This is a genomic window from Pseudonocardia sp. Ae717_Ps2 (genome assembly GCF_001932475.1).
Classification (GTDB): domain Bacteria; phylum Actinomycetota; class Actinomycetes; order Mycobacteriales; family Pseudonocardiaceae; genus Pseudonocardia.
This window is the reverse complement of sequence record NZ_MCIS01000016.1, coordinates 1-23332: the sequence shown is the minus strand read 5'-3', so window position 1 is coordinate 23332 and position 23332 is coordinate 1. Positions and strand designations below refer to the sequence as shown.

Here is a 23332-nt window from a genome sequence, read left to right as displayed (position 1 = left end):
GTCAGACGATGGCCCGGAAGTACGAGAAGATCGCCCGCGAGCTGCGAGAAAGGATCACCAACGGCACCTATCCGCCGGGGTCGACCCTCCCGCACTCCCCGAGTTGATGGCGACGTACGAGGTAGCGCGGGAGACCGTGCGCAGCGCGGTGTCGGCCCTTGCCAACGAGGGCCTGGTGACGCCGCTGTCAGGTGTCGGAACAGTCGTGCGCGACCTCGGCACCGTGGACATGCACAGCCAGCCCGGAGACGCGCATCCCGCGTGGGGGAGCACCACCGGGGATGACTCAAAGATCGAGACCGTCGAGGCGTCCTACGACGTCGCGAACCACGAAGTAGCGCAGCGCCTCGGCATTGGCCGGGGGGATCGGGTTGTCCACCGAGTCCGGCGGTACTACAAGGGCCGCCACATCGTGTTGCTGCACGATCAGTGGCTCCCAGGCGAGGTAGGTGCGCGAATCCACTCAGAGACCGGGTACGACCCGGCCGACAAGGACGCCCACGAGCGGACCGACCTGTACTCGTTCATGCGCGAGGCCGGATACCAGCCTGCACAGAGACAACCGAACGAGTGAGCACTCGGATGCCTGACCCGGACGAACGGGACGTCATGTCGATCCCGCCTGGCGTACCCGTGCTGATCACGCTGCGGACCACGCGCGACGCGAGCCAGATCGAGCTGGAAACCAGCACCTTCGTAGCAACTGGTGATCGAGCAGAGCAGACCTACACAGTGGCGATGTAGGTTCCTGGCCAATCGCGGCAGAGCCCCCATCGCCGCGGTTGGCCGGCCAGTCCGGCACTCATCAGTTGTCAGTAATACCTGACTGGCAACGTCAGGGCTTCTTGACAGCATTGCCAAGCTGTCCTGACAGTTAATTGTCAGGCTATCTTGACGATTGGTTATTTCGCCAGGCAAGCTTGACTGACAGTGTCAAGGAAGGATGACTGACAAATGGCTCCCGTGAAGGACTTGAGCGGCCCCTGGAACGTCACCACCACGCATCCGGCTGCCGGTGAGCACGAGGGTCACGCGCTGGGGATCGTCGCCGGGCAGGACGACGAGCCGATCAGCAACGACACCGTGGAAGTGCACGTGCGGTACGCGTCGTGCTCGTGCGGGTGGTCCGGCCAGCTGCGCACCGCCCCCGGTGCCCGCGAGCAGCCTCTGCGGACCCGCCGGTACCGGGCTCAGACCCGGGAGGTCCTGCGCCCCGAGTGGGATGCCCACGTCGGTCAGTGGCTCCCTGAGCCGCTGTCGGCCCCGGACCCAACCGAAGACACCCCCGCCGCCCCGCCGGAGCCGCAGGGAGCATCTGAGCGTCCACAGCGACGGCGGCCGAGCAAGCGCGCCAAGCCGGTCGAGCCGACGGCCGCGCCGGAAGCCGCGGCCGTCGTCGTCGAGGACCAGGCGGTGCCCGAGCCCGACCCCGGAGCTCGTCTAGTCGAGGCCGCTGCCGTCGCCGGTACCGCAGCCGCCGCTGCCCGCCGAGCGAACGACGCCCTCACCGACGCCGTACGCGAAGCGCGCCAAGCCGGGATCTCCTGGGCCAAGATCGGCGCCGCCACGTCGATGAGCCGCCAGGCCGCACACGAGCGCTGGCGCGTCCTCTGACCACAGCCCGTCACTGACCCAGATCAAGATCAAATGCACCACCGCACCACCGCACCACCGCACCACCGCACCACCGCACCTATGCATCACATGGTCTTGAAGGCCGCGTAGCCACCCACCGTGTTCAGCTGCATCGTCGTCGTATCGACGACACGGCGTTTCCTTAGGAAAACGCCTAACTTGGGTCCGCCGGAGGCGCCCACCCAGACCACGCCCCTGGCCGAAGATCATCAGATGATGCATAGGTCCTGGCGGTCCTGGCGGTCCTGGCCGTCGCCCTCAGAGCGCCGTAGCGGGCCGGTAGTAGCTCCGGCGCCGTTCCCGGCGCTGTTCGGGGTCTTCGGCCGCGAGCGCGGCTTTGAGCCACGCAAACGGGGCGTCTCCGGGGTCGAGCTGGACGGCGCGTTCGGTGGTGTCAGCCTCGAACTCGAAGGCCAGGCCCCGGGCGTCGAGCCAGGCGCGCGCGGCGGGAACTCCGCCGTGGCGAGTCGCGATGATCAGGTCCTCCGCGACCGGGTAGATCTTCTTCCAGCTCCGGGCCGGGAGGACTCCTGCCAGCTCTCCACCTCCGTCTTCTTCGGCGATCTCCTCGTCCTTGACCTCGGTGACCCCGCAGCGCTGCTTGAGGCCGTTGGACCACACGAGCTGCTGCATGCCGTGGCTGCCCTGTTCCCACTCCTGCCAGAGCGCGACGTCGCGCTCGTTGCCGGTGTCGATCGCGTCGGCGAGGATCTGGAACGGCGTGCGGGAGCCGCGCTTGCCGCGCTTCCACCGGCCACCGGCGGTCTCGAAGGCCAGCTTCGAGATGTACTTGCCCATCTTCTCCACCGCGCCGTTACCGACCCGCACGTCGATGCCGTGCTCGGCGGTGGCGCTCATGCCCTTCTTCGCCAGCCCCGCGGCCCAGCGGGTGTAGACCTCGCAGGTCAGAGCAGGAATCTCCGCGCTCACATCGGTCGGGAAGATCAACAGGGCGTGGATGTGGAGGTGCCAGCCGTTGAGGTCGGTGTGGGTGCCCTCCACTCCCCGGACATAGTCCATGTCCAGGTCCGTCTTCCACCGCTTCCACCCCCGCGACTGTGTGAGGTGTCGCCACGCCGCGCTCAGCGCTCGGCGAAGTTCGCGCAGGCTGTGGCCCCGGTGGTGGCGCATCGTCAGGGTCAGCAGTGCGACCGTGCCCCCCCGGTCGGCGTTCCAGTTGATCAGCTGTTCGAGATCCTTCGAGCGGCGCGCACTGATCTTGGCCGAGCACACCGGGCACGCCCACACGCTGCCGCAGGTCGCCAGGCCGCCGAAGCCTGCGGTGCCCGGTTCCCCCTCCGGTCCGGGCGTGTGGTGCAACGAGACCTCTCCACCCTCGTTGGTCGAGACCCGACCGCACTTCTTGACCCGCGACAGGCTCGTGATCGCGGCCAGCTCCCGGCGAGCCCGGTACTTGTCGCGTAGCGCCTGATCCTGGCGGTCCCAGAAGGCCCCCGCGTGGTCCTGACCTGCGGTGGCCGCACTTTTCGCGTCGTTACCAAGCGCGGCCGCCGAAGGGCGCACCGAAGCCAGCGCGGCCGTCACCGCACACCGCCACGACGACGACGGCCGTGTCCGGCACCCGGCAGAGCCGGGCACCGGCCCGCCTCAGCCTCCGGCCGGCGGGCCGGGCCCGGCACTGCCAAGCGCACACCTACGGCGACGCCGACAAACGGTCCGGTGCCAGCTGCGAGGGCGTGGTGCCCTCCCTCGAACCGGCCGAGGATCGAATGCTGATCAGAACCCGTCAAGGGCGGCTGCGCCGTCGCTCCGCGATCTTCGACCCTTGACTGAACCTGCCCAGCCTTCAAGCGGCCTATATCGAGGAAGGGCAGGCGTCGAGACGGGCTGTGGAGCCGCTGGGGCGAGCCGCTGCCTGTTTCCGGGGTGGGGAAGTGCCCTCGTCGCGTAGCGCCGCGCTGGGGGGCTCTAGGTACGCTGTGGGTAGCCACGTTGGCCGGTGCTCCGATCGCTTCGCAGGGTGACCATTTCCGGCCGACGTGCGGGCCCCCGGGATGCCAGTCCTGGGGGCTCACTTCTGTGTCGACCTGGTTGCTAACTCTGGCCTGATCAGGCCGCTACCTCGTGGAGGCGCGCCGCGCCCGTCCGCGATCTCGTCCCAGTAGCGGGCGTAGTCGGCGTCCTCCGAGGGGCCCATCAGCCGCGGTCCGCGGACCCGGCCCAACGGCCGGGCGGGTGCCTGGACCAGCGCGACCCCGGGCGGGGCGAGCTGGTGCTCCTCGAGGTGATCGCGGGCGGACTGGCCGTGGAGCATCACCAGGGCCTCCGGGTCGTCGAGCCGGAAGCTGATCCGCAGGCCGAGCTGACCGCGCTCGAAACACCGACGACGGTCGCGTCCGCGCGCTGGGTGACCACCATCAGCCGCAGGCCCGCCTTGTGTCCCTCGGAGACCAGGCGGCCGTAGAGCGCGAGGAGCTGCTCACGCATCTTCGGCTGGCCCTTCTCGACCGGGGCCGTCGACGCCAGGCGCAGCAGCCCGGCGAACTCTTCGAGCACGACCACGATCAGCGGGAACCCGGCATGGAAGCGGGTGAACTTGTCCCGGCGAGGCGGCAGGTTCCGGATCCGGGTGTCCATCTCCGCGACCAGGCGGACCAGCAGATCCCGGTGTGCCTCAACGTCGGCCGACCCGGTGGCCTGCCACTCGTGGTGCCGGGTACCCACGTAGGGACGGCCCAGAAGCAACCCAGACAGGTCAGACCCCGCGATCAGGACATCGTCGAGGCGGGCGAGCTGCGCCAGCGCCGAATAGCACCACACGCTCTTGCCCGAGCGGGTCGCGCCCTGAATGCAGACGTGCGGCCCCTCCACCCAGGACTGGCAGAGGGTTGCCGAGCTCGTCTCGGGCGATGGTGATCTCCACGTCGGAGACCGACAGCCCGCGGCCGGCCAACGGAGCCGGGACCTCGCCGTCGAGGGGGTCGCCGATCAGCAGCTCGATCCGGACCCACTCCGATCCGCGCGGGTAGACCCGGATCCGGTCATAGCCCAGCGCCGCCGCGATCCGCCGCGACGCCTCGTCAGCACGGAAGTCCTCGATGAGCTGGCCGTGGATCTTGCGCACCACCAGCACCGGGTCCGGCCCCGACAGGTCCGCCCGGGCCAGGGTCGGGATGACGATCGTGGTGCCGGAGGCGACCTGCACCGTGTGCGAGAGCCCCGGAACCCGCTCACAGACCCGGCGCCACGGGTTCACCAGCCGGTCGACGAACTCGCGGGCGGCCCGATCCTCGGCGCGCTGCCTGCTCCACATGATCAGTGCTCCTGTCGTGAAGACGGCCCCGGTCCGGGAGGGGGTTCTCCGGGCCGGGGCCGTGGTCGAGCGGGGGTCAGTTGCTCAGCGGGCGATGAGGGCGGCGACCGCGGTAGTGACGGCGACACCAACAGGGATCTGCACCTGGTGGTGGACGGCCTGATCCATCAGGGCGCGACCGTTCACTCCGTGATCAGCCAGGCCGTGGAACCGCTTCTGTCGGCCGATCCGGGCGCCGTGCTCGTCACGCTGGCGACCCGGGATCGCGGCAAACCGAGCGAGCAGACGGCCGTCATCGATCACCGCATGCACCACGCCCTCCGCCACCACGCCGGTGAGCTGGGCCAGCCACGGGACCCGGACACCGGCAGTCCGGTAGAACGCCCACTTCGTGACGGCCTGCGCCGCGGCATAGGTGGAGGCGTTGCAGAGCAAGTTCCCGGCGACCCTGGCCCGGTGCGGTGCTGCTTGTGGGCCGACATGCAGTCGTCCTGGGCCAAGTAGTCCCCCGCCGTGATGACCCAGCAGGGCCCCCAGCGCCGTCAGGACGGTGATCGCGATCCGCTCGGACATGCCTTTGCTCCTTGATCAGCTAGCGACAGCGGTGGAGGTGGTCGACACGAGTGCGCCGGTGAAAGCCCAGCCGTCGCAGCGGGGGCACTGATCCGGCAGGCGGCCGCCGTCGTCCGGGATCTCCTCGGCGTGCTGGCACGAGGTGGCAGGTCAGCACCACCAGCACGAGGCCATCTGGCCGTCGAGCACCGGCCACCGGCGGCCCGCCATCACGCGGCCTGCTCGTTCTTCCGCCCGAGCCGCCGATCGGCGGGATCGCGTCGGCGCGGTAGTAGACCTGCGCCCCGACGACCTTGTCCTCACCGGTGTTCTTGTCCTTGATCGTCTTGTCCATCACGCCGACCCTCGAAGCCGACCAGCTCGCAGAGGCATCCCGGGCTGAAACCCGTGGCGCGGGTCCTCGTGCGACGCGATCGTCACGTTCAGCACCGAAAACGACGGCCGCCCGAACGCCTGGAACCCCACCGTGACCTGGGCAACCCACTTCGGGGTGCCGTTCCGCAAGCACTCCTGATCGGTGTCGCTGCCGAACTTCAGCTTCGGCGCCAGGTCCATGACCATCACCATCGTGAAACTCGTCGGGTCGATCTTGAAGTTCATCGGGCCCTGGTTCGACATGCGCATCTCCCATGTTTTTCGATCCGCCCACTCCGGGGCCAGACCGTCCTGTGGTTCTTGTCCTCAGTTCGCAGCCTCGAAGGTCTGGACGTCTGGACTGATAGAACTACCGTAGCATGAGTCCCCTCAAAGGTCTAGACGTATGAATCAGAGGAGGTCAGACGATGGCCCGGAAGTACGAGAAGATCGCCCGCGAGCTGCGAGAAAGGATCACCAACGGCACCTATCCGCCGGGGTCGACCCTCCCCGCACTCCCCGAGTTGATGGCGACGTACGAGGTAGCGCGGGAGACCGTGCGCAGCGCGGTGTCGGCCCTTGCCAACGAGGGCCTGGTGACGCCGCTGTCAGGTGTCGGAACAGTCGTGCGCGACCTCGGCACCGTGGACATGCACAGCCAGCCCGGAGACGCGCATCCCGCGTGGGGGAGCACCACCGGGGATGACTCAAAGATCGAGACCGTCGAGGCGTCCTACGACGTCGCGAACCACGAAGTAGCGCAGCGCCTCGGCATTGGCCGGGGGGATCGGGTTGTCCACCGAGTCCGGCGGTACTACAAGGGCCGCCACATCGTGTTGCTGCACGATCAGTGGCTCCCAGGCGAGGTAGGTGCGCGAATCCACTCAGAGACCGGGTACGACCCGGCCGACAAGGACGCCCACGAGCGGACCGACCTGTACTCGTTCATGCGCGAGGCCGGATACCAGCCTGCACAGACAACCGAACGAGTGAGCACTCGGATGCCTGACCCGGACGAACGGACGTCATGTCGATCCCGCCTGGCGTACCCGTGCTGATCACGCTGCGGACCACGCGCGACGCGAGCCAGATCGAGCTGGAAACCAGCACCTTCGTAGCAACTGGTGATCGAGCAGAGCAGACCTACACAGTGGCGATGTAGGTTCCTGGCCAATCGCGGCAGAGCCCCCATCGCCGCGGTTGGCCGGCCAGTCCGGCACTCATCAGTTGTCAGTAATACCTGACTGGCAACGTCAGGGCTTCTTGACAGCATTGCCAAGCTGTCCTGACAGTTAATTGTCAGGCTATCTTGACGATTGGTTATTTCGCCAGGCAAGCTTGACTGACAGTGTCAAGGAAGGATGACTGACAAATGGCTCCCGTGAAGGACTTGAGCGGCCCCTGGAACGTCACCACCACGCATCCGGCTGCCGGTGAGCACGAGGGTCACGCGCTGGGGATCGTCGCCGGGCAGGACGACGAGCCGATCAGCAACGACACCGTGGAAGTGCACGTGCGGTACGCGTCGTGCTCGTGCGGGTGGTCCGGCCAGCTGCGCACCGCCCCCGGTGCCCGCGAGCAGCCTCTGCGGACCCGCCGGTACCGGGCTCAGACCCGGGAGGTCCTGCGCCCCGAGTGGGATGCCCACGTCGGTCAGTGGCTCCCTGAGCCGCTGTCGGCCCCGGACCCAACCGAAGACACCCCCGCCGCCCCGCCGGAGCCGCAGGGAGCATCTGAGCGTCCACAGCGACGGCGGCCGAGCAAGCGCGCCAAGCCGGTCGAGCCGACGGCCGCGCCGGAAGCCGCGGCCGTCGTCGTCGAGGACCAGGCGGTGCCCGAGCCCGACCCCGGAGCTCGTCTAGTCGAGGCCGCTGCCGTCGCCGGTACCGCAGCCGCCGCTGCCCGCCGAGCGAACGACGCCCTCACCGACGCCGTACGCGAAGCGCGCCAAGCCGGGATCTCCTGGGCCAAGATCGGCGCCGCCACGTCGATGAGCCGCCAGGCCGCACACGAGCGCTGGCGCGTCCTCTGACCACAGCCCGTCACTGACCCAGATCAAGATCAAATGCACCACCGCACCACCGCACCACCGCACCACCGCACCACCGCACCTATGCATCACATGGTCTTGAAGGCCGCGTAGCCACCCACCGTGTTCAGCTGCATCGTCGTCGTATCGACGACACGGCGTTTCCTTAGGAAAACGCCTAACTTGGGTCCGCCGGAGGCGCCCACCCAGACCACGCCCCTGGCCGAAGATCATCAGATGATGCATAGGTCCTGGCGGTCCTGGCGGTCCTGGCCGTCGCCCTCAGAGCGCCGTAGCGGGCCGGTAGTAGCTCCGGCGCCGTTCCCGGCGCTGTTCGGGGTCTTCGGCCGCGAGCGCGGCTTTGAGCCACGCAAACGGGGCGTCTCCGGGGTCGAGCTGGACGGCGCGTTCGGTGGTGTCAGCCTCGAACTCGAAGGCCAGGCCCCGGGCGTCGAGCCAGGCGCGCGCGGCGGGAACTCCGCCGTGGCGAGTCGCGATGATCAGGTCCTCCGCGACCGGGTAGATCTTCTTCCAGCTCCGGGCCGGGAGGACTCCTGCCAGCTCTCCACCTCCGTCTTCTTCGGCGATCTCCTCGTCCTTGACCTCGGTGACCCCGCAGCGCTGCTTGAGGCCGTTGGACCACACGAGCTGCTGCATGCCGTGGCTGCCCTGTTCCCACTCCTGCCAGAGCGCGACGTCGCGCTCGTTGCCGGTGTCGATCGCGTCGGCGAGGATCTGGAACGGCGTGCGGGAGCCGCGCTTGCCGCGCTTCCACCGGCCACCGGCGGTCTCGAAGGCCAGCTTCGAGATGTACTTGCCCATCTTCTCCACCGCGCCGTTACCGACCCGCACGTCGATGCCGTGCTCGGCGGTGGCGCTCATGCCCTTCTTCGCCAGCCCCGCGGCCCAGCGGGTGTAGACCTCGCAGGTCAGAGCAGGAATCTCCGCGCTCACATCGGTCGGGAAGATCAACAGGGCGTGGATGTGGAGGTGCCAGCCGTTGAGGTCGGTGTGGGTGCCCTCCACTCCCCGGACATAGTCCATGTCCAGGTCCGTCTTCCACCGCTTCCACCCCCGCGACTGTGTGAGGTGTCGCCACGCCGCGCTCAGCGCTCGGCGAAGTTCGCGCAGGCTGTGGCCCCGGTGGTGGCGCATCGTCAGGGTCAGCAGTGCGACCGTGCCCCCCCGGTCGGCGTTCCAGTTGATCAGCTGTTCGAGATCCTTCGAGCGGCGCGCACTGATCTTGGCCGAGCACACCGGGCACGCCCACACGCTGCCGCAGGTCGCCAGGCCGCCGAAGCCTGCGGTGCCCGGTTCCCCCTCCGGTCCGGGCGTGTGGTGCAACGAGACCTCTCCACCCTCGTTGGTCGAGACCCGACCGCACTTCTTGACCCGCGACAGGCTCGTGATCGCGGCCAGCTCCCGGCGAGCCCGGTACTTGTCGCGTAGCGCCTGATCCTGGCGGTCCCAGAAGGCCCCCGCGTGGTCCTGACCTGCGGTGGCCGCACTTTTCGCGTCGTTACCAAGCGCGGCCGCCGAAGGGCGCACCGAAGCCAGCGCGGCCGTCACCGCACACCGCCACGACGACGACGGCCGTGTCCGGCACCCGGCAGAGCCGGGCACCGGCCCGCCTCAGCCTCCGGCCGGCGGGCCGGGCCCGGCACTGCCAAGCGCACACCTACGGCGACGCCGACAAACGGTCCGGTGCCAGCTGCGAGGGCGTGGTGCCCTCCCTCGAACCGGCCGAGGATCGAATGCTGATCAGAACCCGTCAAGGGCGGCTGCGCCGTCGCTCCGCGATCTTCGACCCTTGACTGAACCTGCCCAGCCTTCAAGCGGCCTATATCGAGGAAGGGCAGGCGTCGAGACGGGCTGTGGAGCCGCTGGGGCGAGCCGCTGCCTGTTTCCGGGGTGGGGAAGTGCCCTCGTCGCGTAGCGCCGCGCTGGGGGGCTCTAGGTACGCTGTGGGTAGCCACGTTGGCCGGTGCTCCGATCGCTTCGCAGGGTGACCATTTCCGGCCGACGTGCGGGCCCCCGGGATGCCAGTCCTGGGGGCTCACTTCTGTGTCGACCTGGTTGCTAACTCTGGCCTGATCAGGCCGCTACCTCGTGGAGGCGCGCCGCGCCGTCCGCGATCTCGTCCCAGTAGCGGGCGTAGTCGGCGTCCTCCGAGGGGCCCATCAGCCGCGGTCCGCGGACCCGGCCCAACGGCCGGGCGGGTGCCTGGACCAGCGCGACCCCGGGCGGGGCGAGCTGGTGCTCCTCGAGGTGATCGCGGGCGGACTGGCCGTGGAGCATCACCAGGGCCTCCGGGTCGTCGAGCCGGAAGCTGATCCGCAGGCCGAGCTGACCGCGCTCGAAACCACCGACGACGGTCGCGTCCGCGCGCTGGGTGACCACCATCAGCCGCAGGCCCGCCTTGTGTCCCTCGGAGACCAGGCGGCCGTAGAGCGCGAGGAGCTGCTCACGCATCTTCGGCTGGCCCTTCTCGACCGGGGCCGTCGACGCCAGGCGCAGCAGCCCGGCGAACTCTTCGAGCACGACCACGATCAGCGGGAACCCGGCATGGAAGCGGGTGAACTTGTCCCGGCGAGGCGGCAGGTTCCGGATCCGGGTGTCCATCTCCGCGACCAGGCGGACCAGCAGATCCCGGTGTGCCTCAACGTCGGCCGACCCGGTGGCCTGCCACTCGTGGTGCCGGGTACCCACGTAGGGACGGCCCAGAAGCAACCCAGACAGGTCAGACCCCGCGATCAGGACATCGTCGAGGCGGGCGAGCTGCGCCAGCGCCGAATAGCACCACACGCTCTTGCCCGAGCGGGTCGCGCCCTGAATGCAGACGTGCGGCCCCTCCACCCAGGACTGGCGCAGAGGGTTGCCGAGCTCGTCTCGGGCGATGGTGATCTCCACGTCGGAGACCGACAGCCCGCGGCCGGCCAACGGAGCCGGGACCTCGCCGTCGAGGGGGTCGCCGATCAGCAGCTCGATCCGGACCCACTCCGATCCGCGCGGGTAGACCCGGATCCGGTCATAGCCCAGCGCCGCCGCGATCCGCCGCGACGCCTCGTCAGCACGGAAGTCCTCGATGAGCTGGCCGTGGATCTTGCGCACCACCAGCACCGGGTCCGGCCCCGACAGGTCCGCCCGGGCCAGGGTCGGGATGACGATCGTGGTGCCGGAGGCGACCTGCACCGTGTGCGAGAGCCCCGGAACCCGCTCACAGACCCGGCGCCACGGGTTCACCAGCCGGTCGACGAACTCGCGGGCGGCCCGATCCTCGGCGCGCTGCCTGCTCCACATGATCAGTGCTCCTGTCGTGAAGACGGCCCCGGTCCGGGAGGGGGTTCTCCGGGCCGGGGCCGTGGTCGAGCGGGGGTCAGTTGCTCAGCGGGCGATGAGGGCGGCGACCGCGGTAGTGACGGCGACACCAACAGGGATCTGCACCTGGTGGTGGACGGCCTGATCCATCAGGGCGCGACCGTTCACTCCGTGATCAGCCAGGCCGTGGAACCGCTTCTGTCGGCCGATCCGGGCGCCGTGCTCGTCACGCTGGCGACCCGGGATCGCGGCAAACCGAGCGAGCAGACGGCCGTCATCGATCACCGCATGCACCACGCCCTCCGCCACCACGCCGGTGAGCTGGGCCAGCCACGGGACCCGGACACCGGCAGTCCGGTAGAACGCCCACTTCGTGACGGCCTGCGCCGCGGCATAGGTGGAGGCGTGCAGAGCAAGTTCCCGGCGACCCTGCCCGGTGCGGTGCTGCTTGTGGGCCGACATGCAGTCGTCCTGGGCCAAGTAGTCCCCGCCGTGATGACCCAGCAGGGCCCCCAGCGCCGTCAGGACGGTGATCGCGATCCGCTCGGACATGCCTTTGCTCCTTGATCAGCTAGCGACAGCGGTGGAGGTGGTCGACACGAGTGCGCCGGTGAAAGCCCAGCCGTCGCAGCGGGGGCACTGATCCGGCAGGCGGCCGCCGTCGTCCGGGATCTCCTCGGCGTGCTGGCACGAGGTGCAGGTCAGCACCACCAGCACGAGGCCCATCTGGCCGTCGAGCACCGGCCACCGGCGGCCCGCCATCACGCGGCCTGCTCGTTCTTCCGGCCCGAGCCGCCGATCGGGCGGATCGCGTCGGCGCGGTAGTAGACCTGCGCCCCGACGACCTTGTCCTCACCGGTGTTCTTGTCCTTGATCGTCTTGTCCATCACGCCGACCTCGAAGCCGACCAGCTCGCAGGGCATCCCGGGCTGAAACCCGTGGCGCGGGTCCTCGTGCGACGCGATCGTCACGTTCAGCACCGAAAACGACGGCCGCCCGAACGCCTGGAACCCCACCGTGACCTGGGCAACCCACTTCGGGGTGCCGTTCCGCAAGCACTCCTGATCGGTGTCGCTGCCGAACTTCAGCTTCGGCGCCAGGTCCATGACCATCACCATCGTGAAACTCGTCGGGTCGATCTTGAAGTTCATCGGGCCCTGGTTCGACATGCGCATCTCCCATGTTTTTCGATCCGCCACTCCGGGGCCAGACCGTCCTGTGGTTCTTGTCCTCAGTTCGCAGCCTCGAAGGTCTGGACGTCTGGACTGATAGAACTACCGTAGCATGAGTCCCCTCAAAGGTCTAGACGTATGAATCAGAGGAGGTCAGACGATGGCCCGGAAGTACGAGAAGATCGCCCGCGAGCTGCGAGAAAGGATCACCAACGGCACCTATCCGCCGGGGTCGACCCTCCCCGCACTCCCCGAGTTGATGGCGACGTACGAGGTAGCGCGGGAGACCGTGCGCAGCGCGGTGTCGGCCCTTGCCAACGAGGGCCTGGTGACGCCGCTGTCAGGTGTCGGAACAGTCGTGCGCGACCTCGGCACCGTGGACATGCACAGCCAGCCCGGAGACGCGCATCCCGCGTGGGGGAGCACCACCGGGGATGACTCAAAGATCGAGACCGTCGAGGCGTCCTACGACGTCGCGAACCACGAAGTAGCGCAGCGCCTCGGCATTGGCCGGGGGGATCGGGTTGTCCACCGAGTCCGGCGGTACTACAAGGGCCGCCACATCGTGTTGCTGCACGATCAGTGGCTCCCAGGCGAGGTAGGTGCGCGAATCCACTCAGAGACCGGGTACGACCCGGCCGACAAGGACGCCCACGAGCGGACCGACCTGTACTCGTTCATGCGCGAGGCCGGATACCAGCCTGCACAGACAACCGAACGAGTGAGCACTCGGATGCCTGACCCGGACGAACGGGACGTCATGTCGATCCCGCCTGGCGTACCCGTGCTGATCACGCTGCGGACCACGCGCGACGCGAGCCAGATCGAGCTGGAAACCAGCACCTTCGTAGCAACTGGTGATCGAGCAGAGCAGACCTACACAGTGGCGATGTAGGTTCCTGGCCAATCGCGGCAGAGCCCCCATCGCCGCGGTTGGCCGGCCAGTCCGGCACTCATCAGTTGTCAGTAATACCTGACTGGCAACGTCAGGGCTTCTTGACAGCATTGCCAAGCTGTCCTGACAGTTAATTGTCAGGCTATCTTGACGATTGGTTATTTCGCCAGGCAAGCTTGACTGACAGTGTCAAGGAAGGATGACTGACAAATGGCTCCCGTGAAGGACTTGAGCGGCCCCTGGAACGTCACCACCACGCATCCGGCTGCCGGTGAGCACGAGGGTCACGCGCTGGGGATCGTCGCCGGGCAGGACGACGAGCCGATCAGCAACGACACCGTGGAAGTGCACGTGCGGTACGCGTCGTGCTCGTGCGGGTGGTCCGGCCAGCTGCGCACCGCCCCCGGTGCCCGCGAGCAGCCTCTGCGGACCCGCCGGTACCGGGCTCAGACCCGGGAGGTCCTGCGCCCCGAGTGGGATGCCCACGTCGGTCAGTGGCTCCCTGAGCCGCTGTCGGCCCCGGACCCAACCGAAGACACCCCCGCCGCCCCGCCGGAGCCGCAGGGAGCATCTGAGCGTCCACAGCGACGGCGGCCGAGCAAGCGCGCCAAGCCGGTCGAGCCGACGGCCGCGCCGGAAGCCGCGGCCGTCGTCGTCGAGGACCAGGCGGTGCCCGAGCCCGACCCCGGAGCTCGTCTAGTCGAGGCCGCTGCCGTCGCCGGTACCGCAGCCGCCGCTGCCCGCCGAGCGAACGACGCCCTCACCGACGCCGTACGCGAAGCGCGCCAAGCCGGGATCTCCTGGGCCAAGATCGGCGCCGCCACGTCGATGAGCCGCCAGGCCGCACACGAGCGCTGGCGCGTCCTCTGACCACAGCCCGTCACTGACCCAGATCAAGATCAAATGCACCACCGCACCACCGCACCACCGCACCACCGCACCACCGCACCTATGCATCACATGGTCTTGAAGGCCGCGTAGCCACCCACCGTGTTCAGCTGCATCGTCGTCGTATCGACGACACGGCGTTTCCTTAGGAAAACGCCTAACTTGGGTCCGCCGGAGGCGCCCACCCAGACCACGCCCCTGGCCGAAGATCATCAGATGATGCATAGGTCCTGGCGGTCCTGGCGGTCCTGGCCGTCGCCCTCAGAGCGCCGTAGCGGGCCGGTAGTAGCTCCGGCGCCGTTCCCGGCGCTGTTCGGGGTCTTCGGCCGCGAGCGCGGCTTTGAGCCACGCAAACGGGGCGTCTCCGGGGTCGAGCTGGACGGCGCGTTCGGTGGTGTCAGCCTCGAACTCGAAGGCCAGGCCCCGGGCGTCGAGCCAGGCGCGCGCGGCGGGAACTCCGCCGTGGCGAGTCGCGATGATCAGGTCCTCCGCGACCGGGTAGATCTTCTTCCAGCTCCGGGCCGGGAGGACTCCTGCCAGCTCTCCACCTCCGTCTTCTTCGGCGATCTCCTCGTCCTTGACCTCGGTGACCCCGCAGCGCTGCTTGAGGCCGTTGGACCACACGAGCTGCTGCATGCCGTGGCTGCCCTGTTCCCACTCCTGCCAGAGCGCGACGTCGCGCTCGTTGCCGGTGTCGATCGCGTCGGCGAGGATCTGGAACGGCGTGCGGGAGCCGCGCTTGCCGCGCTTCCACCGGCCACCGGCGGTCTCGAAGGCCAGCTTCGAGATGTACTTGCCCATCTTCTCCACCGCGCCGTTACCGACCCGCACGTCGATGCCGTGCTCGGCGGTGGCGCTCATGCCCTTCTTCGCCAGCCCCGCGGCCCAGCGGGTGTAGACCTCGCAGGTCAGAGCAGGAATCTCCGCGCTCACATCGGTCGGGAAGATCAACAGGGCGTGGATGTGGAGGTGCCAGCCGTTGAGGTCGGTGTGGGTGCCCTCCACTCCCCGGACATAGTCCATGTCCAGGTCCGTCTTCCACCGCTTCCACCCCCGCGACTGTGTGAGGTGTCGCCACGCCGCGCTCAGCGCTCGGCGAAGTTCGCGCAGGCTGTGGCCCCGGTGGTGGCGCATCGTCAGGGTCAGCAGTGCGACCGTGCCCCCCGGTCGGCGTTCCAGTTGATCAGCTGTTCGAGATCCTTCGAGCGGCGCGCACTGATCTTGGCCGAGCACACCGGGCACGCCCACACGCTGCCGCAGGTCGCCAGGCCGCCGAAGCCTGCGGTGCCCGGTTCCCCCTCCGGTCCGGGCGTGTGGTGCAACGAGACCTCTCCACCCTCGTTGGTCGAGACCCGACCGCACTTCTTGACCCGCGACAGGCTCGTGATCGCGGCCAGCTCCCGGCGAGCCCGGTACTTGTCGCGTAGCGCCTGATCCTGGCGGTCCCAGAAGGCCCCCGCGTGGTCCTGACCTGCGGTGGCCGCACTTTTCGCGTCGTTACCAAGCGCGGCCGCCGAAGGGCGCACCGAAGCCAGCGCGGCCGTCACCGCACACCGCCACGACGACGACGGCCGTGTCCGGCACCCGGCAGAGCCGGGCACCGGCCCGCCTCAGCCTCCGGCCGGCGGGCCGGGCCCGGCACTGCCAAGCGCACACCTACGGCGACGCCGACAAACGGTCCGGTGCCAGCTGCGAGGGCGTGGTGCCCTCCCTCGAACCGGCCGAGGATCGAATGCTGATCAGAACCCGTCAAGGGCGGCTGCGCCGTCGCTCCGCGATCTTCGACCCTTGACTGAACCTGCCCAGCCTTCAAGCGGCCTATATCGAGGAAGGGCAGGCGTCGAGACGGGCTGTGGAGCCGCTGGGGCGAGCCGCTGCCTGTTTCCGGGGTGGGGAAGTGCCCTCGTCGCGTAGCGCCGCGCTGGGGGCTCTAGGTACGCTGTGGGTAGCCACGTTGGCCGGTGCTCCGATCGCTTCGCAGGGTGACCATTTCCGGCCGACGTGCGGGCCCCCGGGATGCCAGTCCTGGGGGCTCACTTCTGTGTCGACCTGGTTGCTAACTCTGGCCTGATCAGGCCGCTACCTCGTGGAGGCGCGCCGCGCCGTCCGCGATCTCGTCCCAGTAGCGGGCGTAGTCGGCGTCCTCCGAGGGGCCCATCAGCCGCGGTCCGCGGACCCGGCCCAACGGCCGGGCGGGTGCCTGGACCAGCGCGACCCCGGGCGGGGCGAGCTGGTGCTCCTCGAGGTGATCGCGGGCGGACTGGCCGTGGAGCATCACCAGGGCCTCCGGGTCGTCGAGCCGGAAGCTGATCCGCAGGCCGAGCTGACCGCGCTCGAAACCACCGACGACGGTCGCGTCCGCGCGCTGGGTGACCACCATCAGCCGCAGGCCCGCCTTGTGTCCCTCGGAGACCAGGCGGCCGTAGAGCGCGAGGAGCTGCTCACGCATCTTCGGCTGGCCCTTCTCGACCGGGGCCGTCGACGCCAGGCGCAGCAGCCCGGCGAACTCTTCGAGCACGACCACGATCAGCGGGAACCCGGCATGGAAGCGGGTGAACTTGTCCCGGCGAGGCGGCAGGTTCCGGATCCGGGTGTCCATCTCCGCGACCAGGCGGACCAGCAGATCCCGGTGTGCCTCAACGTCGGCCGACCCGGTGGCCTGCCACTCGTGGTGCCGGGTACCCACGTAGGGACGGCCCAGAAGCAACCCAGACAGGTCAGACCCCGCGATCAGGACATCGTCGAGGCGGGCGAGCTGCGCCAGCGCCGAATAGCACCACACGCTCTTGCCCGAGCGGGTCGCGCCCTGAATGCAGACGTGCGGCCCCTCCACCCAGGACTGGCGCAGAGGGTTGCCGAGCTCGTCTCGGGCGATGGTGATCTCCACGTCGGAGACCGACAGCCCGCGGCCGGCCAACGGAGCCGGGACCTCGCCGTCGAGGGGGTCGCCGATCAGCAGCTCGATCCGGACCCACTCCGATCCGCGCGGGTAGACCCGGATCCGGTCATAGCCCAGCGCCGCCGCGATCCGCCGCGACGCCTCGTCAGCACGGAAGTCCTCGATGAGCTGGCCGTGGATCTTGCGCACCACCAGCACCGGGTCCGGCCCCGACAGGTCCGCCCGGGCCAGGGTCGGGATGACGATCGTGGTGCCGGAGGCGACCTGCACCGTGTGCGAGAGCCCCGGAACCCGCTCACAGACCCGGCGCCACGGGTTCACCAGCCGGTCGACGAACTCGCGGGCGGCCCGATCCTCGGCGCGCTGCCTGCTCCACATGATCAGTGCTCCTGTCGTGAAGACGGCCCCGGTCCGGGAGGGGGTTCTCCGGGCCGGGGCCGTGGTCGAGCGGGGGTCAGTTGCTCAGCGGGCGATGAGGGCGGCGACCGCGGTAGTGACGGCGACACCAACAGGGATCTGCACCTGGTGGTGGACGGCCTGATCCATCAGGGCGCGACCGTTCACTCCGTGATCAGCCAGGCCGTGGAACCGCTTCTGTCGGCCGATCCGGGCGCCGTGCTCGTCACGCTGGCGACCCGGGATCGCGGCAAACCGAGCGAGCAGACGGCCGTCATCGATCACCGCATGCACCACGCCCTCCGCCACCACGCCGGTGAGCTGGGCCAGCCACGGGACCCGGACACCGGCAGTCCGGTAGAACGCCCACTTCGTGACGGCCTGCGCCGCGGCATAGGTGGAGGCGTGCAGAGCAAGTTCCCGGCGACCCTGCCCGGTGCGGTGCTGCTTGTGGGCCGACATGCAGTCGTCCTGGGCCAAGTAGTCCCCGCCGTGATGACCCAGCAGGGCCCCCAGCGCCGTCAGGACGGTGATCGCGATCCGCTCGGACATGCCTTTGCTCCTTGATCAGCTAGCGACAGCGGTGGAGGTGGTCGACACGAGTGCGCCGGTGAAAGCCCAGCCGTCGCAGCGGGGGCACTGATCCGGCAGGCGGCCGCCGTCGTCCGGGATCTCCTCGGCGTGCTGGCACGAGGTGCAGGTCAGCACCACCAGCACGAGGCCCATCTGGCCGTCGAGCACCGGCCACCGGCGGCCCGCCATCACGCGGCCTGCTCGTTCTTCCGGCCCGAGCCGCCGATCGGGCGGATCGCGTCGGCGCGGTAGTAGACCTGCGCCCCGACGACCTTGTCCTCACCGGTGTTCTTGTCCTTGATCGTCTTGTCCATCACGCCGACCTCGAAGCCGACCAGCTCGCAGGGCATCCCGGGCTGAAACCCGTGGCGCGGGTCCTCGTGCGACGCGATCGTCACGTTCAGCACCGAAAACGACGGCCGCCCGAACGCCTGGAACCCCACCGTGACCTGGGCAACCCACTTCGGGGTGCCGTTCCGCAAGCACTCCTGATCGGTGTCGCTGCCGAACTTCAGCTTCGGCGCCAGGTCCATGACCATCACCATCGTGAAACTCGTCGGGTCGATCTTGAAGTTCATCGGGCCCTGGTTCGACATGCGCATCTCCCATGTTTTTCGATCCGCCACTCCGGGGCCAGACCGTCCTGTGGTTCTTGTCCTCAGTTCGCAGCCTCGAAGGTCTGGACGTCTGGACTGATAGAACTACCGTAGCATGAGTCCCCTCAAAGGTCTAGACGTATGAATCAGAGGAGGTCAGACGATGGCCCGGAAGTACGAGAAGATCGCCCGCGAGCTGCGAGAAAGGATCACAACGGCACCTATCCGCCGGGGTCGACCCTCCCCGCACTCCCCGAGTTGATGGCGACGTACGAGGTAGCGCGGGAGACCGTGCGCAGCGCGGTGTCGGCCCTTGCCAACGAGGGCCTGGTGACGCCGCTGTCAGGTGTCGGAACAGTCGTGCGCGACCTCGGCACCGTGGACATGCACAGCCAGCCCGGAGACGCGCATCCCGCGTGGGGGAGCACCACCGGGGATGACTCAAAGATCGAGACCGTCGAGGCGTCCTACGACGTCGCGAACCACGAAGTAGCGCAGCGCCCTCGGCATTGGCCGGGGGGGATCGGGTTGTCCACCGAGTCCGGCGGTACTACAAGGGCCGCCACATCGTGTTGCTGCACGATCAGTGGCTCCCAGGCGAGGTAGGTGCGCGAATCCACTCAGAGACCGGGTACGACCCGGCCGACAAGGACGCCCACGAGCGGACCGACCTGTACTCGTTCATGCGCGAGGCCGGATACCAGCCTGCACAGACAACCGAAACGAGTGAGCACTCGGATGCCTGACCCGGACGAACGGGACGTCATGTCGATCCCGCCTGGCGTACCCGTGCTGATCACGCTGCGGGACCACGCGCGACGCGAGCCAGATCGAGCTGGAAACCAGCACCTTCGTAGCAACTGGTGATCGAGCAGAGCAGACCTACACAGTGGCGATGTAGGTTCCTGGCCAATCGCGGCAGAGCCCCCATCGCCGCGGTTGGCCGGCCAGTCCGGCACTCATCAGTTGTCAGTAATACCTGACTGGCAACGTCAGGGCTTCTTGACAGCATTGCCAAGCTGTCCTGACAGTTAATTGTCAGGCTATCTTGACGATTGGTTATTTCGCCAGGCAAGCTTGACTGACAGTGTCAAGGAAGGATGACTGACAAATGGCTCCCGTGAAGGACTTGAGCGGCCCCTGGAACGTCACCACCACGCATCCGGCTGCCGGTGAGCACGAGGGTCACGCGCTGGGGATCGTCGCCGGGGCAGGACGACGAGCCGATCAGCAACGACACCGTGGAAGTGCACGTGCGGTACGCGTCGTGCTCGTGCGGGTGGGTCCGGCCAGCTGCGCACCGCCCCCGGTGCCCGCGAGCAGCCTCTGCGGACCCGCCGGTACCGGGCTCAGACCCGGGAGGTCCTGCGCCCGAGTGGGATGCCCACGTCGGTCAGTGGCTCCCTGAGCCGCTGTCGGCCCCGGACCCAACCGAAGACACCCCCGCCGCCCCGCCGGAGCCGCAGGGAGCATCTGAGCGTCCACAGCGACGGCGGCCGAGCAAGCGCGCCAAGCCGGTCGAGCCGACGGCCGCGCCGGAAGCCGCGGCCGGTCGTCGTCGAGGACCAGGCGGTGCCCGAGCCCGACCCCGGAGCTCGTCTAGTCGAGGCCGCTGCCGTCGCCGGTACCGGCAGCCGCCGCTGCCCGCCGAGCGAACGACGCCCTCACCGACGCCGTACGCGAAGCGCGCCAAGCCGGGATCTCCTGGGCCAAAATCGGCGCCGCCACGTCGATGAGCCCGCCAGGCCGCACACGAGCGCTGGCGCGTCCTCTGACCACAGCCCGTCACTGACCCAGATCAAGATCAAATGCACCACCGCACCACCGCACCACCGCACCACCGCACCACCGCACCACCGCACCTATGCCATCACATGGTCTTGAAGGCCGCGTAGCCACCCACCGTGTTCAGCTGCATCGTCGTCGTATCGACGACACGGCGTTTCCTTAGGAAAACGCCTAACTTGGGTCCGCCGGAGGCGCCCACCCAGACACGCCCCTGGCCGAAGATCATCAGATGATGCATAGGTCCTGGCGGTCCTGGCGGTCCTGGCCGTCGCCCTCAGAGCGCCGTAGCGGGCCGGTAGTAGCTCCGGCGCCGTTCCCCGGCGCTGTTCGGGGTCCTTCCGGCCGCGAGCGCGGCTTTTGAGCCACGCAAACGGGGCGTCTCCGGGGGTCGAGCCTGGACGGCGCGTTCGGTGGTGTCAGCCTCGAACTCGAAGGCCAGGCCCCCGGGCGTCGAGCCAGGCGCGCGCGGCGGGAACTCCGCCGTGGCGAGTCGCGATGATCAGGTCCTCCGCGACCGGGTAGATCTTCTTCCAGCTCCGGGGCCGGGAGGACTCCTGCCAGCTCTCCACCTCCGTCTTCTTCGGCGATCTCCTCGTCCCTTGACCTCGGTGACCCCGCAGCGCTGCTTGGAGGCCGTTGGACCACACGAGCTGCTGCATGCCGTGGCTGCCCTGTTCCCACTCCTGCCAGAGCGCGACGTCGCGCTCGTTGCCGGTGTCGATCGCGTCGGCGAGGATCTGGAACGGCGTGCGGGAGCCGCGCTTGCCGCGCTTCCACCGGCCACCGGCGGTCTCGAAGGCCAGCTTCGAGATGTACTTGCCCATCTTCTCCACCGCGCCGTTACCGACCCGCACGTCGATGCCGTGCTCGGCGGTGGCGCTCATGCCCTTCTTCGCCAGCCCCGCGGCCCAGCGGGTGTAGACCTCGCAGGTCAGAGCAGGAATCTCCGCGCTCACATCGGTCGGGAAGATCAACAGGGCGTGGATGTGGAGGTGCCAGCCGTTGAGGTCGGTGTGGGTGCCCTCCACTCCCCGGACATAGTCCATGTCCAGGTCCGTCTTCCACCGCTTTCCCCGCGACTGTGTGAGGTGTCGCCACGCGCGCTCAGCGCTCGGCGAAGTTCGCGCAGGCTGTGGCCCCGGTGGTGGCGCATCGTCAGGGTCAGCAGTGCGACCGTGCCCCCCCGTCGGCGTTCCAGTTGATCAGCTGTTCGAGATCCTTCGAGCGGCGCGCACTGATCTTGGCCGAGCACACCGGCACGCCCACACGCTGCCGCAGGTCGCCAGGCCGCCGAAGCCTGCGGTGCCCGGTTCCCCCTCCGGTCCGGCGTGTGGTGCAACGAGACCTCTCCACCCTCGTTGGTCGAGACCCGACCGCACTTCTTGACCCGCGACAGGCTCGTGATCGCGGCCAGCTCCCGGCGAGCCCGGTACTTGTCGCGTAGCGCCTGATCCTGCGGTCCCAGAAGGCCCCCGCGTGGTCCTGACCTGCGGTGGCCGCACTTTTCGCGTCGTTACCAAGCGCGGCCGCCGAAGGGCGCACCGAAGCCAGCGCGGCCGTCACCGCACACCGCCACGACGACGACGGCCGTGTCCGGCACCCGGCAGAGCCGGGCACCGGCCCGCCTCAGCCTCCGGCCGGCGGGCCGGGCCCGGCACTGCCAAGCGCACACCTACGGCGACGCCGACAAACGGTCCGGTGCCAGCTGCGAGGGCGTGGTGCCCTCCCTCGAACCGGCCGAGGATCGAATGCTGATCAGAACCCGTCAAGGGCGGCTGCGCCGTCGCTCCGCGATCTTCGACCCTTGACTGAACCTGCCCAGCCTTCAAGCGGCCTATATCGAGGAAGGGCAGGCGTCGAGACGGGCTGTGGAGCCGCTGGGGCGAGCCGCTGCCTGTTTCCGGGGTGGGGAAGTGCCCTCGTCGCGTAGCGCCGCGCTGGGGGGCTCTAGGTACGCTGTGGGTAGCCACGTTGGCCGGTGCTCCGATCGCTTCGCAGGGTGACCATTTCCGGCCGACGTGCGGGCCCCCGGGATGCCAGTCCTGGGGCTCACTTCTGTGTCGACCTGGTTGCTAACTCTGGCCTGATCAGGCCGCTACCTCGTGGAGGCGCGCCGCGCCGTCCGCGATCTCGTCCCAGTAGCGGGCGTAGTCGGCGTCCTCCGAGGGGCCCATCAGCCGCGGTCCGCGGACCCGGCCCAACGGCCGGGCGGGTGCCTGGACCAGCGCGACCCCGGGCGGGGCGAGCTGGTGCTCCTCGAGGTGATCGCGGGCGGACTGGCCGTGGAGCATCACCAGGGCCTCCGGGTCGTCGAGCCGGAAGCTGATCCGCAGGCCGAGCTGACCGCGCTCGAAACCACCGACGACGGTCGCGTCCGCGCGCTGGGTGACCACCATCAGCCGCAGGCCCGCCTTGTGTCCCTCGGAGACCAGGCGGCCGTAGAGCGCGAGGAGCTGCTCACGCATCTTCGGCTGGCCCTTCTCGACCGGGGCCGTCGACGCCAGGCGCAGCAGCCCGGCGAACTCTTCGAGCACGACCACGATCAGCGGGAACCCGGCATGGAAGCGGGTGAACTTGTCCCGGCGAGGCGGCAGGTTCCGGATCCGGGTGTCCATCTCCGCGACCAGGCGGACCAGCAGATCCCGGTGTGCCTCAACGTCGGCCGACCCGGTGGCCTGCCACTCGTGGTGCCGGGTACCCACGTAGGGACGGCCCAGAAGCAACCCAGACAGGTCAGACCCCGCGATCAGGACATCGTCGAGGCGGGCGAGCTGCGCCAGCGCCGAATAGCACCACACGCTCTTGCCCGAGCGGGTCGCGCCCTGAATGCAGACGTGCGGCCCCTCCACCCAGGACTGGCGCAGAGGGTTGCCGAGCTCGTCTCGGGCGATGGTGATCTCCACGTCGGAGACCGACAGCCCGCGGCCGGCCAACGGAGCCGG

At 68.8% G+C, this 23332-nt stretch carries 30 protein-coding genes; 9 read left to right on the top strand and 21 right to left on the bottom strand.

The genetic code is table 11. From position 1 onward, the window contains the following. From Ae717Ps2_RS33320 to Ae717Ps2_RS33310, 3 genes are all read left to right on the top strand, one after another. A partial coding sequence (locus Ae717Ps2_RS33320) for a GntR family transcriptional regulator (protein ID WP_143510913.1) occupies nucleotides 1-574 on the top strand: 574 nt, incomplete at its 5' end. Nucleotides 575-582: 8 nt separating this feature from the next. Next, nucleotides 583-744: a hypothetical protein gene (locus Ae717Ps2_RS36950; protein WP_143510911.1), complete on the top strand. Its 162-nt coding sequence runs from the start codon at nucleotides 583-585 to the stop codon at nucleotides 742-744. A gap of 210 nt (nucleotides 745-954) precedes the next feature. Further along, entirely contained in the window at nucleotides 955-1614 is a 660-nt protein-coding gene (locus tag Ae717Ps2_RS33310; RefSeq protein ID WP_143510659.1) for a hypothetical protein, read from the top strand. Between the two features lie 279 nt (nucleotides 1615-1893). Here Ae717Ps2_RS33310 and Ae717Ps2_RS33305 read toward each other — a convergent pair whose 3' ends face one another. The 7 genes from Ae717Ps2_RS33305 to Ae717Ps2_RS33280 form a co-directional block, all read right to left on the bottom strand. Further along, nucleotides 1894-3180, bottom strand: a complete 1287-nt coding sequence (locus Ae717Ps2_RS33305) for a protein rep (protein WP_143510661.1) — start codon at nucleotides 3178-3180, stop codon at nucleotides 1894-1896. A 487-nt stretch (nucleotides 3181-3667) separates the two neighbouring features. Next, nucleotides 3668-3913, bottom strand: a complete 246-nt coding sequence (locus Ae717Ps2_RS33300) for a hypothetical protein (protein ID WP_075334854.1) — start codon at nucleotides 3911-3913, stop codon at nucleotides 3668-3670. After that, nucleotides 3910-4416 (bottom strand): hypothetical protein, encoded by a 507-nt coding sequence (locus Ae717Ps2_RS33295; protein ID WP_143510909.1) that lies wholly within the window; start codon nucleotides 4414-4416, stop codon nucleotides 3910-3912. The genes Ae717Ps2_RS33300 and Ae717Ps2_RS33295 overlap by 4 nt, the downstream gene beginning before the upstream one ends. Then, nucleotides 4352-4909: a hypothetical protein gene (locus Ae717Ps2_RS33290; protein ID WP_075334852.1), complete on the bottom strand. Its 558-nt coding sequence runs from the start codon at nucleotides 4907-4909 to the stop codon at nucleotides 4352-4354. The genes Ae717Ps2_RS33295 and Ae717Ps2_RS33290 overlap by 65 nt, the downstream gene beginning before the upstream one ends. Nucleotides 4910-4993: 84 nt before the next feature. Beyond that, nucleotides 4994-5482 (bottom strand): hypothetical protein, encoded by a 489-nt coding sequence (locus tag Ae717Ps2_RS33285; RefSeq protein WP_075334851.1) that lies wholly within the window; start codon nucleotides 5480-5482, stop codon nucleotides 4994-4996. A 19-nt stretch (nucleotides 5483-5501) separates the two neighbouring features. Then, complete coding sequence (locus tag Ae717Ps2_RS36945) at nucleotides 5502-5816, bottom strand: hypothetical protein (RefSeq protein ID WP_143510907.1); 315 nt, start codon at nucleotides 5814-5816, stop codon at nucleotides 5502-5504. After that, nucleotides 5816-6106 carry a hypothetical protein gene (locus Ae717Ps2_RS33280; protein ID WP_075334850.1) on the bottom strand — a complete coding sequence of 97 codons (291 nt, stop codon included), beginning with the start codon at nucleotides 6104-6106 and terminating at the stop codon, nucleotides 5816-5818. Before Ae717Ps2_RS33280 ends, Ae717Ps2_RS36945 begins: the two co-directional genes overlap by 1 nt. Before the next feature lie 158 nt (nucleotides 6107-6264). On the opposite strand from Ae717Ps2_RS33280, the gene Ae717Ps2_RS33275 reads away from it, so the two are divergent. Next, nucleotides 6265-6894, top strand: a complete 630-nt coding sequence (locus Ae717Ps2_RS33275) for a GntR family transcriptional regulator (protein WP_075334849.1) — start codon at nucleotides 6265-6267, stop codon at nucleotides 6892-6894. 314 nt (nucleotides 6895-7208) lie between these two features. Continuing rightward, nucleotides 7209-7868 carry a hypothetical protein gene (locus tag Ae717Ps2_RS33270; protein ID WP_143510659.1) on the top strand — a complete coding sequence of 220 codons (660 nt, stop codon included), beginning with the start codon at nucleotides 7209-7211 and terminating at the stop codon, nucleotides 7866-7868. A gap of 279 nt (nucleotides 7869-8147) precedes the next feature. Here Ae717Ps2_RS33270 and Ae717Ps2_RS33265 read toward each other — a convergent pair whose 3' ends face one another. The 5 genes from Ae717Ps2_RS33265 to Ae717Ps2_RS33245 all read right to left on the bottom strand — a co-directional run bounded on the left by Ae717Ps2_RS33265 (nucleotide 8148) and on the right by Ae717Ps2_RS33245 (nucleotide 12358). Further along, complete coding sequence (locus Ae717Ps2_RS33265) at nucleotides 8148-9434, bottom strand: protein rep (protein WP_143510661.1); 1287 nt, start codon at nucleotides 9432-9434, stop codon at nucleotides 8148-8150. Between the two features lie 525 nt (nucleotides 9435-9959). After that, nucleotides 9960-11165: a hypothetical protein gene (locus Ae717Ps2_RS33260; protein WP_075334494.1), complete on the bottom strand. Its 1206-nt coding sequence runs from the start codon at nucleotides 11163-11165 to the stop codon at nucleotides 9960-9962. Nucleotides 11166-11249: 84 nt separating this feature from the next. Beyond that, nucleotides 11250-11735, bottom strand: coding sequence for a DUF3307 domain-containing protein (locus tag Ae717Ps2_RS33255; RefSeq protein ID WP_075334488.1), 486 nt, complete (start codon nucleotides 11733-11735; stop codon nucleotides 11250-11252). A gap of 15 nt (nucleotides 11736-11750) precedes the next feature. Next, nucleotides 11751-11945 carry a hypothetical protein gene (locus tag Ae717Ps2_RS33250; protein ID WP_075334489.1) on the bottom strand — a complete coding sequence of 65 codons (195 nt, stop codon included), beginning with the start codon at nucleotides 11943-11945 and terminating at the stop codon, nucleotides 11751-11753. After that, entirely contained in the window at nucleotides 11945-12358 is a 414-nt protein-coding gene (locus Ae717Ps2_RS33245; RefSeq protein ID WP_075334490.1) for a hypothetical protein, read from the bottom strand. Before Ae717Ps2_RS33245 ends, Ae717Ps2_RS33250 begins: the two co-directional genes overlap by 1 nt. 157 nt (nucleotides 12359-12515) lie before the next feature. Between Ae717Ps2_RS33245 and Ae717Ps2_RS33240 the strand changes: the two genes are divergently transcribed. Continuing rightward, a complete protein-coding gene (locus Ae717Ps2_RS33240) occupies nucleotides 12516-13250 on the top strand; it encodes a GntR family transcriptional regulator (protein ID WP_075334491.1) in 735 nt (244 codons plus the stop codon). A 210-nt stretch (nucleotides 13251-13460) separates the two neighbouring features. Beyond that, on the top strand, nucleotides 13461-14120 hold the full coding sequence (locus Ae717Ps2_RS33235) for a hypothetical protein (protein ID WP_143510659.1): 660 nt from the start codon (nucleotides 13461-13463) through the stop codon (nucleotides 14118-14120). Nucleotides 14121-14399: 279 nt separating this feature from the next. On the opposite strand, the gene Ae717Ps2_RS33230 is transcribed toward Ae717Ps2_RS33235, so the two are convergent. The 6 genes from Ae717Ps2_RS33230 to Ae717Ps2_RS33205 form a co-directional block, all read right to left on the bottom strand. Beyond that, nucleotides 14400-15272 (bottom strand): hypothetical protein, encoded by an 873-nt coding sequence (locus Ae717Ps2_RS33230; protein ID WP_233147838.1) that lies wholly within the window; start codon nucleotides 15270-15272, stop codon nucleotides 14400-14402. An 8-nt stretch (nucleotides 15273-15280) separates the two neighbouring features. After that, on the bottom strand, nucleotides 15281-15685 hold the full coding sequence (locus tag Ae717Ps2_RS33225; RefSeq protein ID WP_075334504.1) for a hypothetical protein: 405 nt from the start codon (nucleotides 15683-15685) through the stop codon (nucleotides 15281-15283). Nucleotides 15686-16209: 524 nt separating this feature from the next. Next, nucleotides 16210-17415: a hypothetical protein gene (locus Ae717Ps2_RS33220; RefSeq protein ID WP_075334494.1), complete on the bottom strand. Its 1206-nt coding sequence runs from the start codon at nucleotides 17413-17415 to the stop codon at nucleotides 16210-16212. Nucleotides 17416-17499: 84 nt separating this feature from the next. Continuing rightward, the gene (locus Ae717Ps2_RS33215) at nucleotides 17500-17985 is read right to left on the bottom strand and encodes a DUF3307 domain-containing protein (RefSeq protein ID WP_075334488.1); all 486 of its coding nucleotides are present in this window, start codon (nucleotides 17983-17985) and stop codon (nucleotides 17500-17502) included. A gap of 15 nt (nucleotides 17986-18000) precedes the next feature. Continuing rightward, nucleotides 18001-18195 carry a hypothetical protein gene (locus tag Ae717Ps2_RS33210; protein WP_075334489.1) on the bottom strand — a complete coding sequence of 65 codons (195 nt, stop codon included), beginning with the start codon at nucleotides 18193-18195 and terminating at the stop codon, nucleotides 18001-18003. After that, nucleotides 18195-18608: a hypothetical protein gene (locus tag Ae717Ps2_RS33205; RefSeq protein ID WP_075334490.1), complete on the bottom strand. Its 414-nt coding sequence runs from the start codon at nucleotides 18606-18608 to the stop codon at nucleotides 18195-18197. The genes Ae717Ps2_RS33210 and Ae717Ps2_RS33205 overlap by 1 nt, the downstream gene beginning before the upstream one ends. A gap of 135 nt (nucleotides 18609-18743) precedes the next feature. On the opposite strand from Ae717Ps2_RS33205, the gene Ae717Ps2_RS33200 reads away from it, so the two are divergent. Together Ae717Ps2_RS33200 and Ae717Ps2_RS37820 are read left to right on the top strand one after the other, a co-directional pair. Beyond that, complete coding sequence (locus tag Ae717Ps2_RS33200; RefSeq protein ID WP_075334848.1) at nucleotides 18744-19208, top strand: winged helix-turn-helix domain-containing protein; 465 nt, start codon at nucleotides 18744-18746, stop codon at nucleotides 19206-19208. Then, entirely contained in the window at nucleotides 19172-19348 is a 177-nt protein-coding gene (locus Ae717Ps2_RS37820; RefSeq protein WP_158071627.1) for a hypothetical protein, read from the top strand. The genes Ae717Ps2_RS33200 and Ae717Ps2_RS37820 overlap by 37 nt, the downstream gene beginning before the upstream one ends. 1124 nt (nucleotides 19349-20472) lie before the next feature. Here the strand turns inward: Ae717Ps2_RS37820 and Ae717Ps2_RS37815 are convergent. The 3 genes from Ae717Ps2_RS37815 to Ae717Ps2_RS37810 form a co-directional block, all read right to left on the bottom strand. Then, nucleotides 20473-20616 carry a hypothetical protein gene (locus tag Ae717Ps2_RS37815; protein WP_158071575.1) on the bottom strand — a complete coding sequence of 48 codons (144 nt, stop codon included), beginning with the start codon at nucleotides 20614-20616 and terminating at the stop codon, nucleotides 20473-20475. 190 nt (nucleotides 20617-20806) lie between these two features. Continuing rightward, nucleotides 20807-21436 carry a hypothetical protein gene (locus Ae717Ps2_RS33195; protein WP_075334847.1) on the bottom strand — a complete coding sequence of 210 codons (630 nt, stop codon included), beginning with the start codon at nucleotides 21434-21436 and terminating at the stop codon, nucleotides 20807-20809. A gap of 1041 nt (nucleotides 21437-22477) precedes the next feature. Beyond that, nucleotides 22478-23332: hypothetical protein (locus tag Ae717Ps2_RS37810; protein ID WP_158071626.1), on the bottom strand; the 855-nt coding region annotated here is incomplete at its 5' end.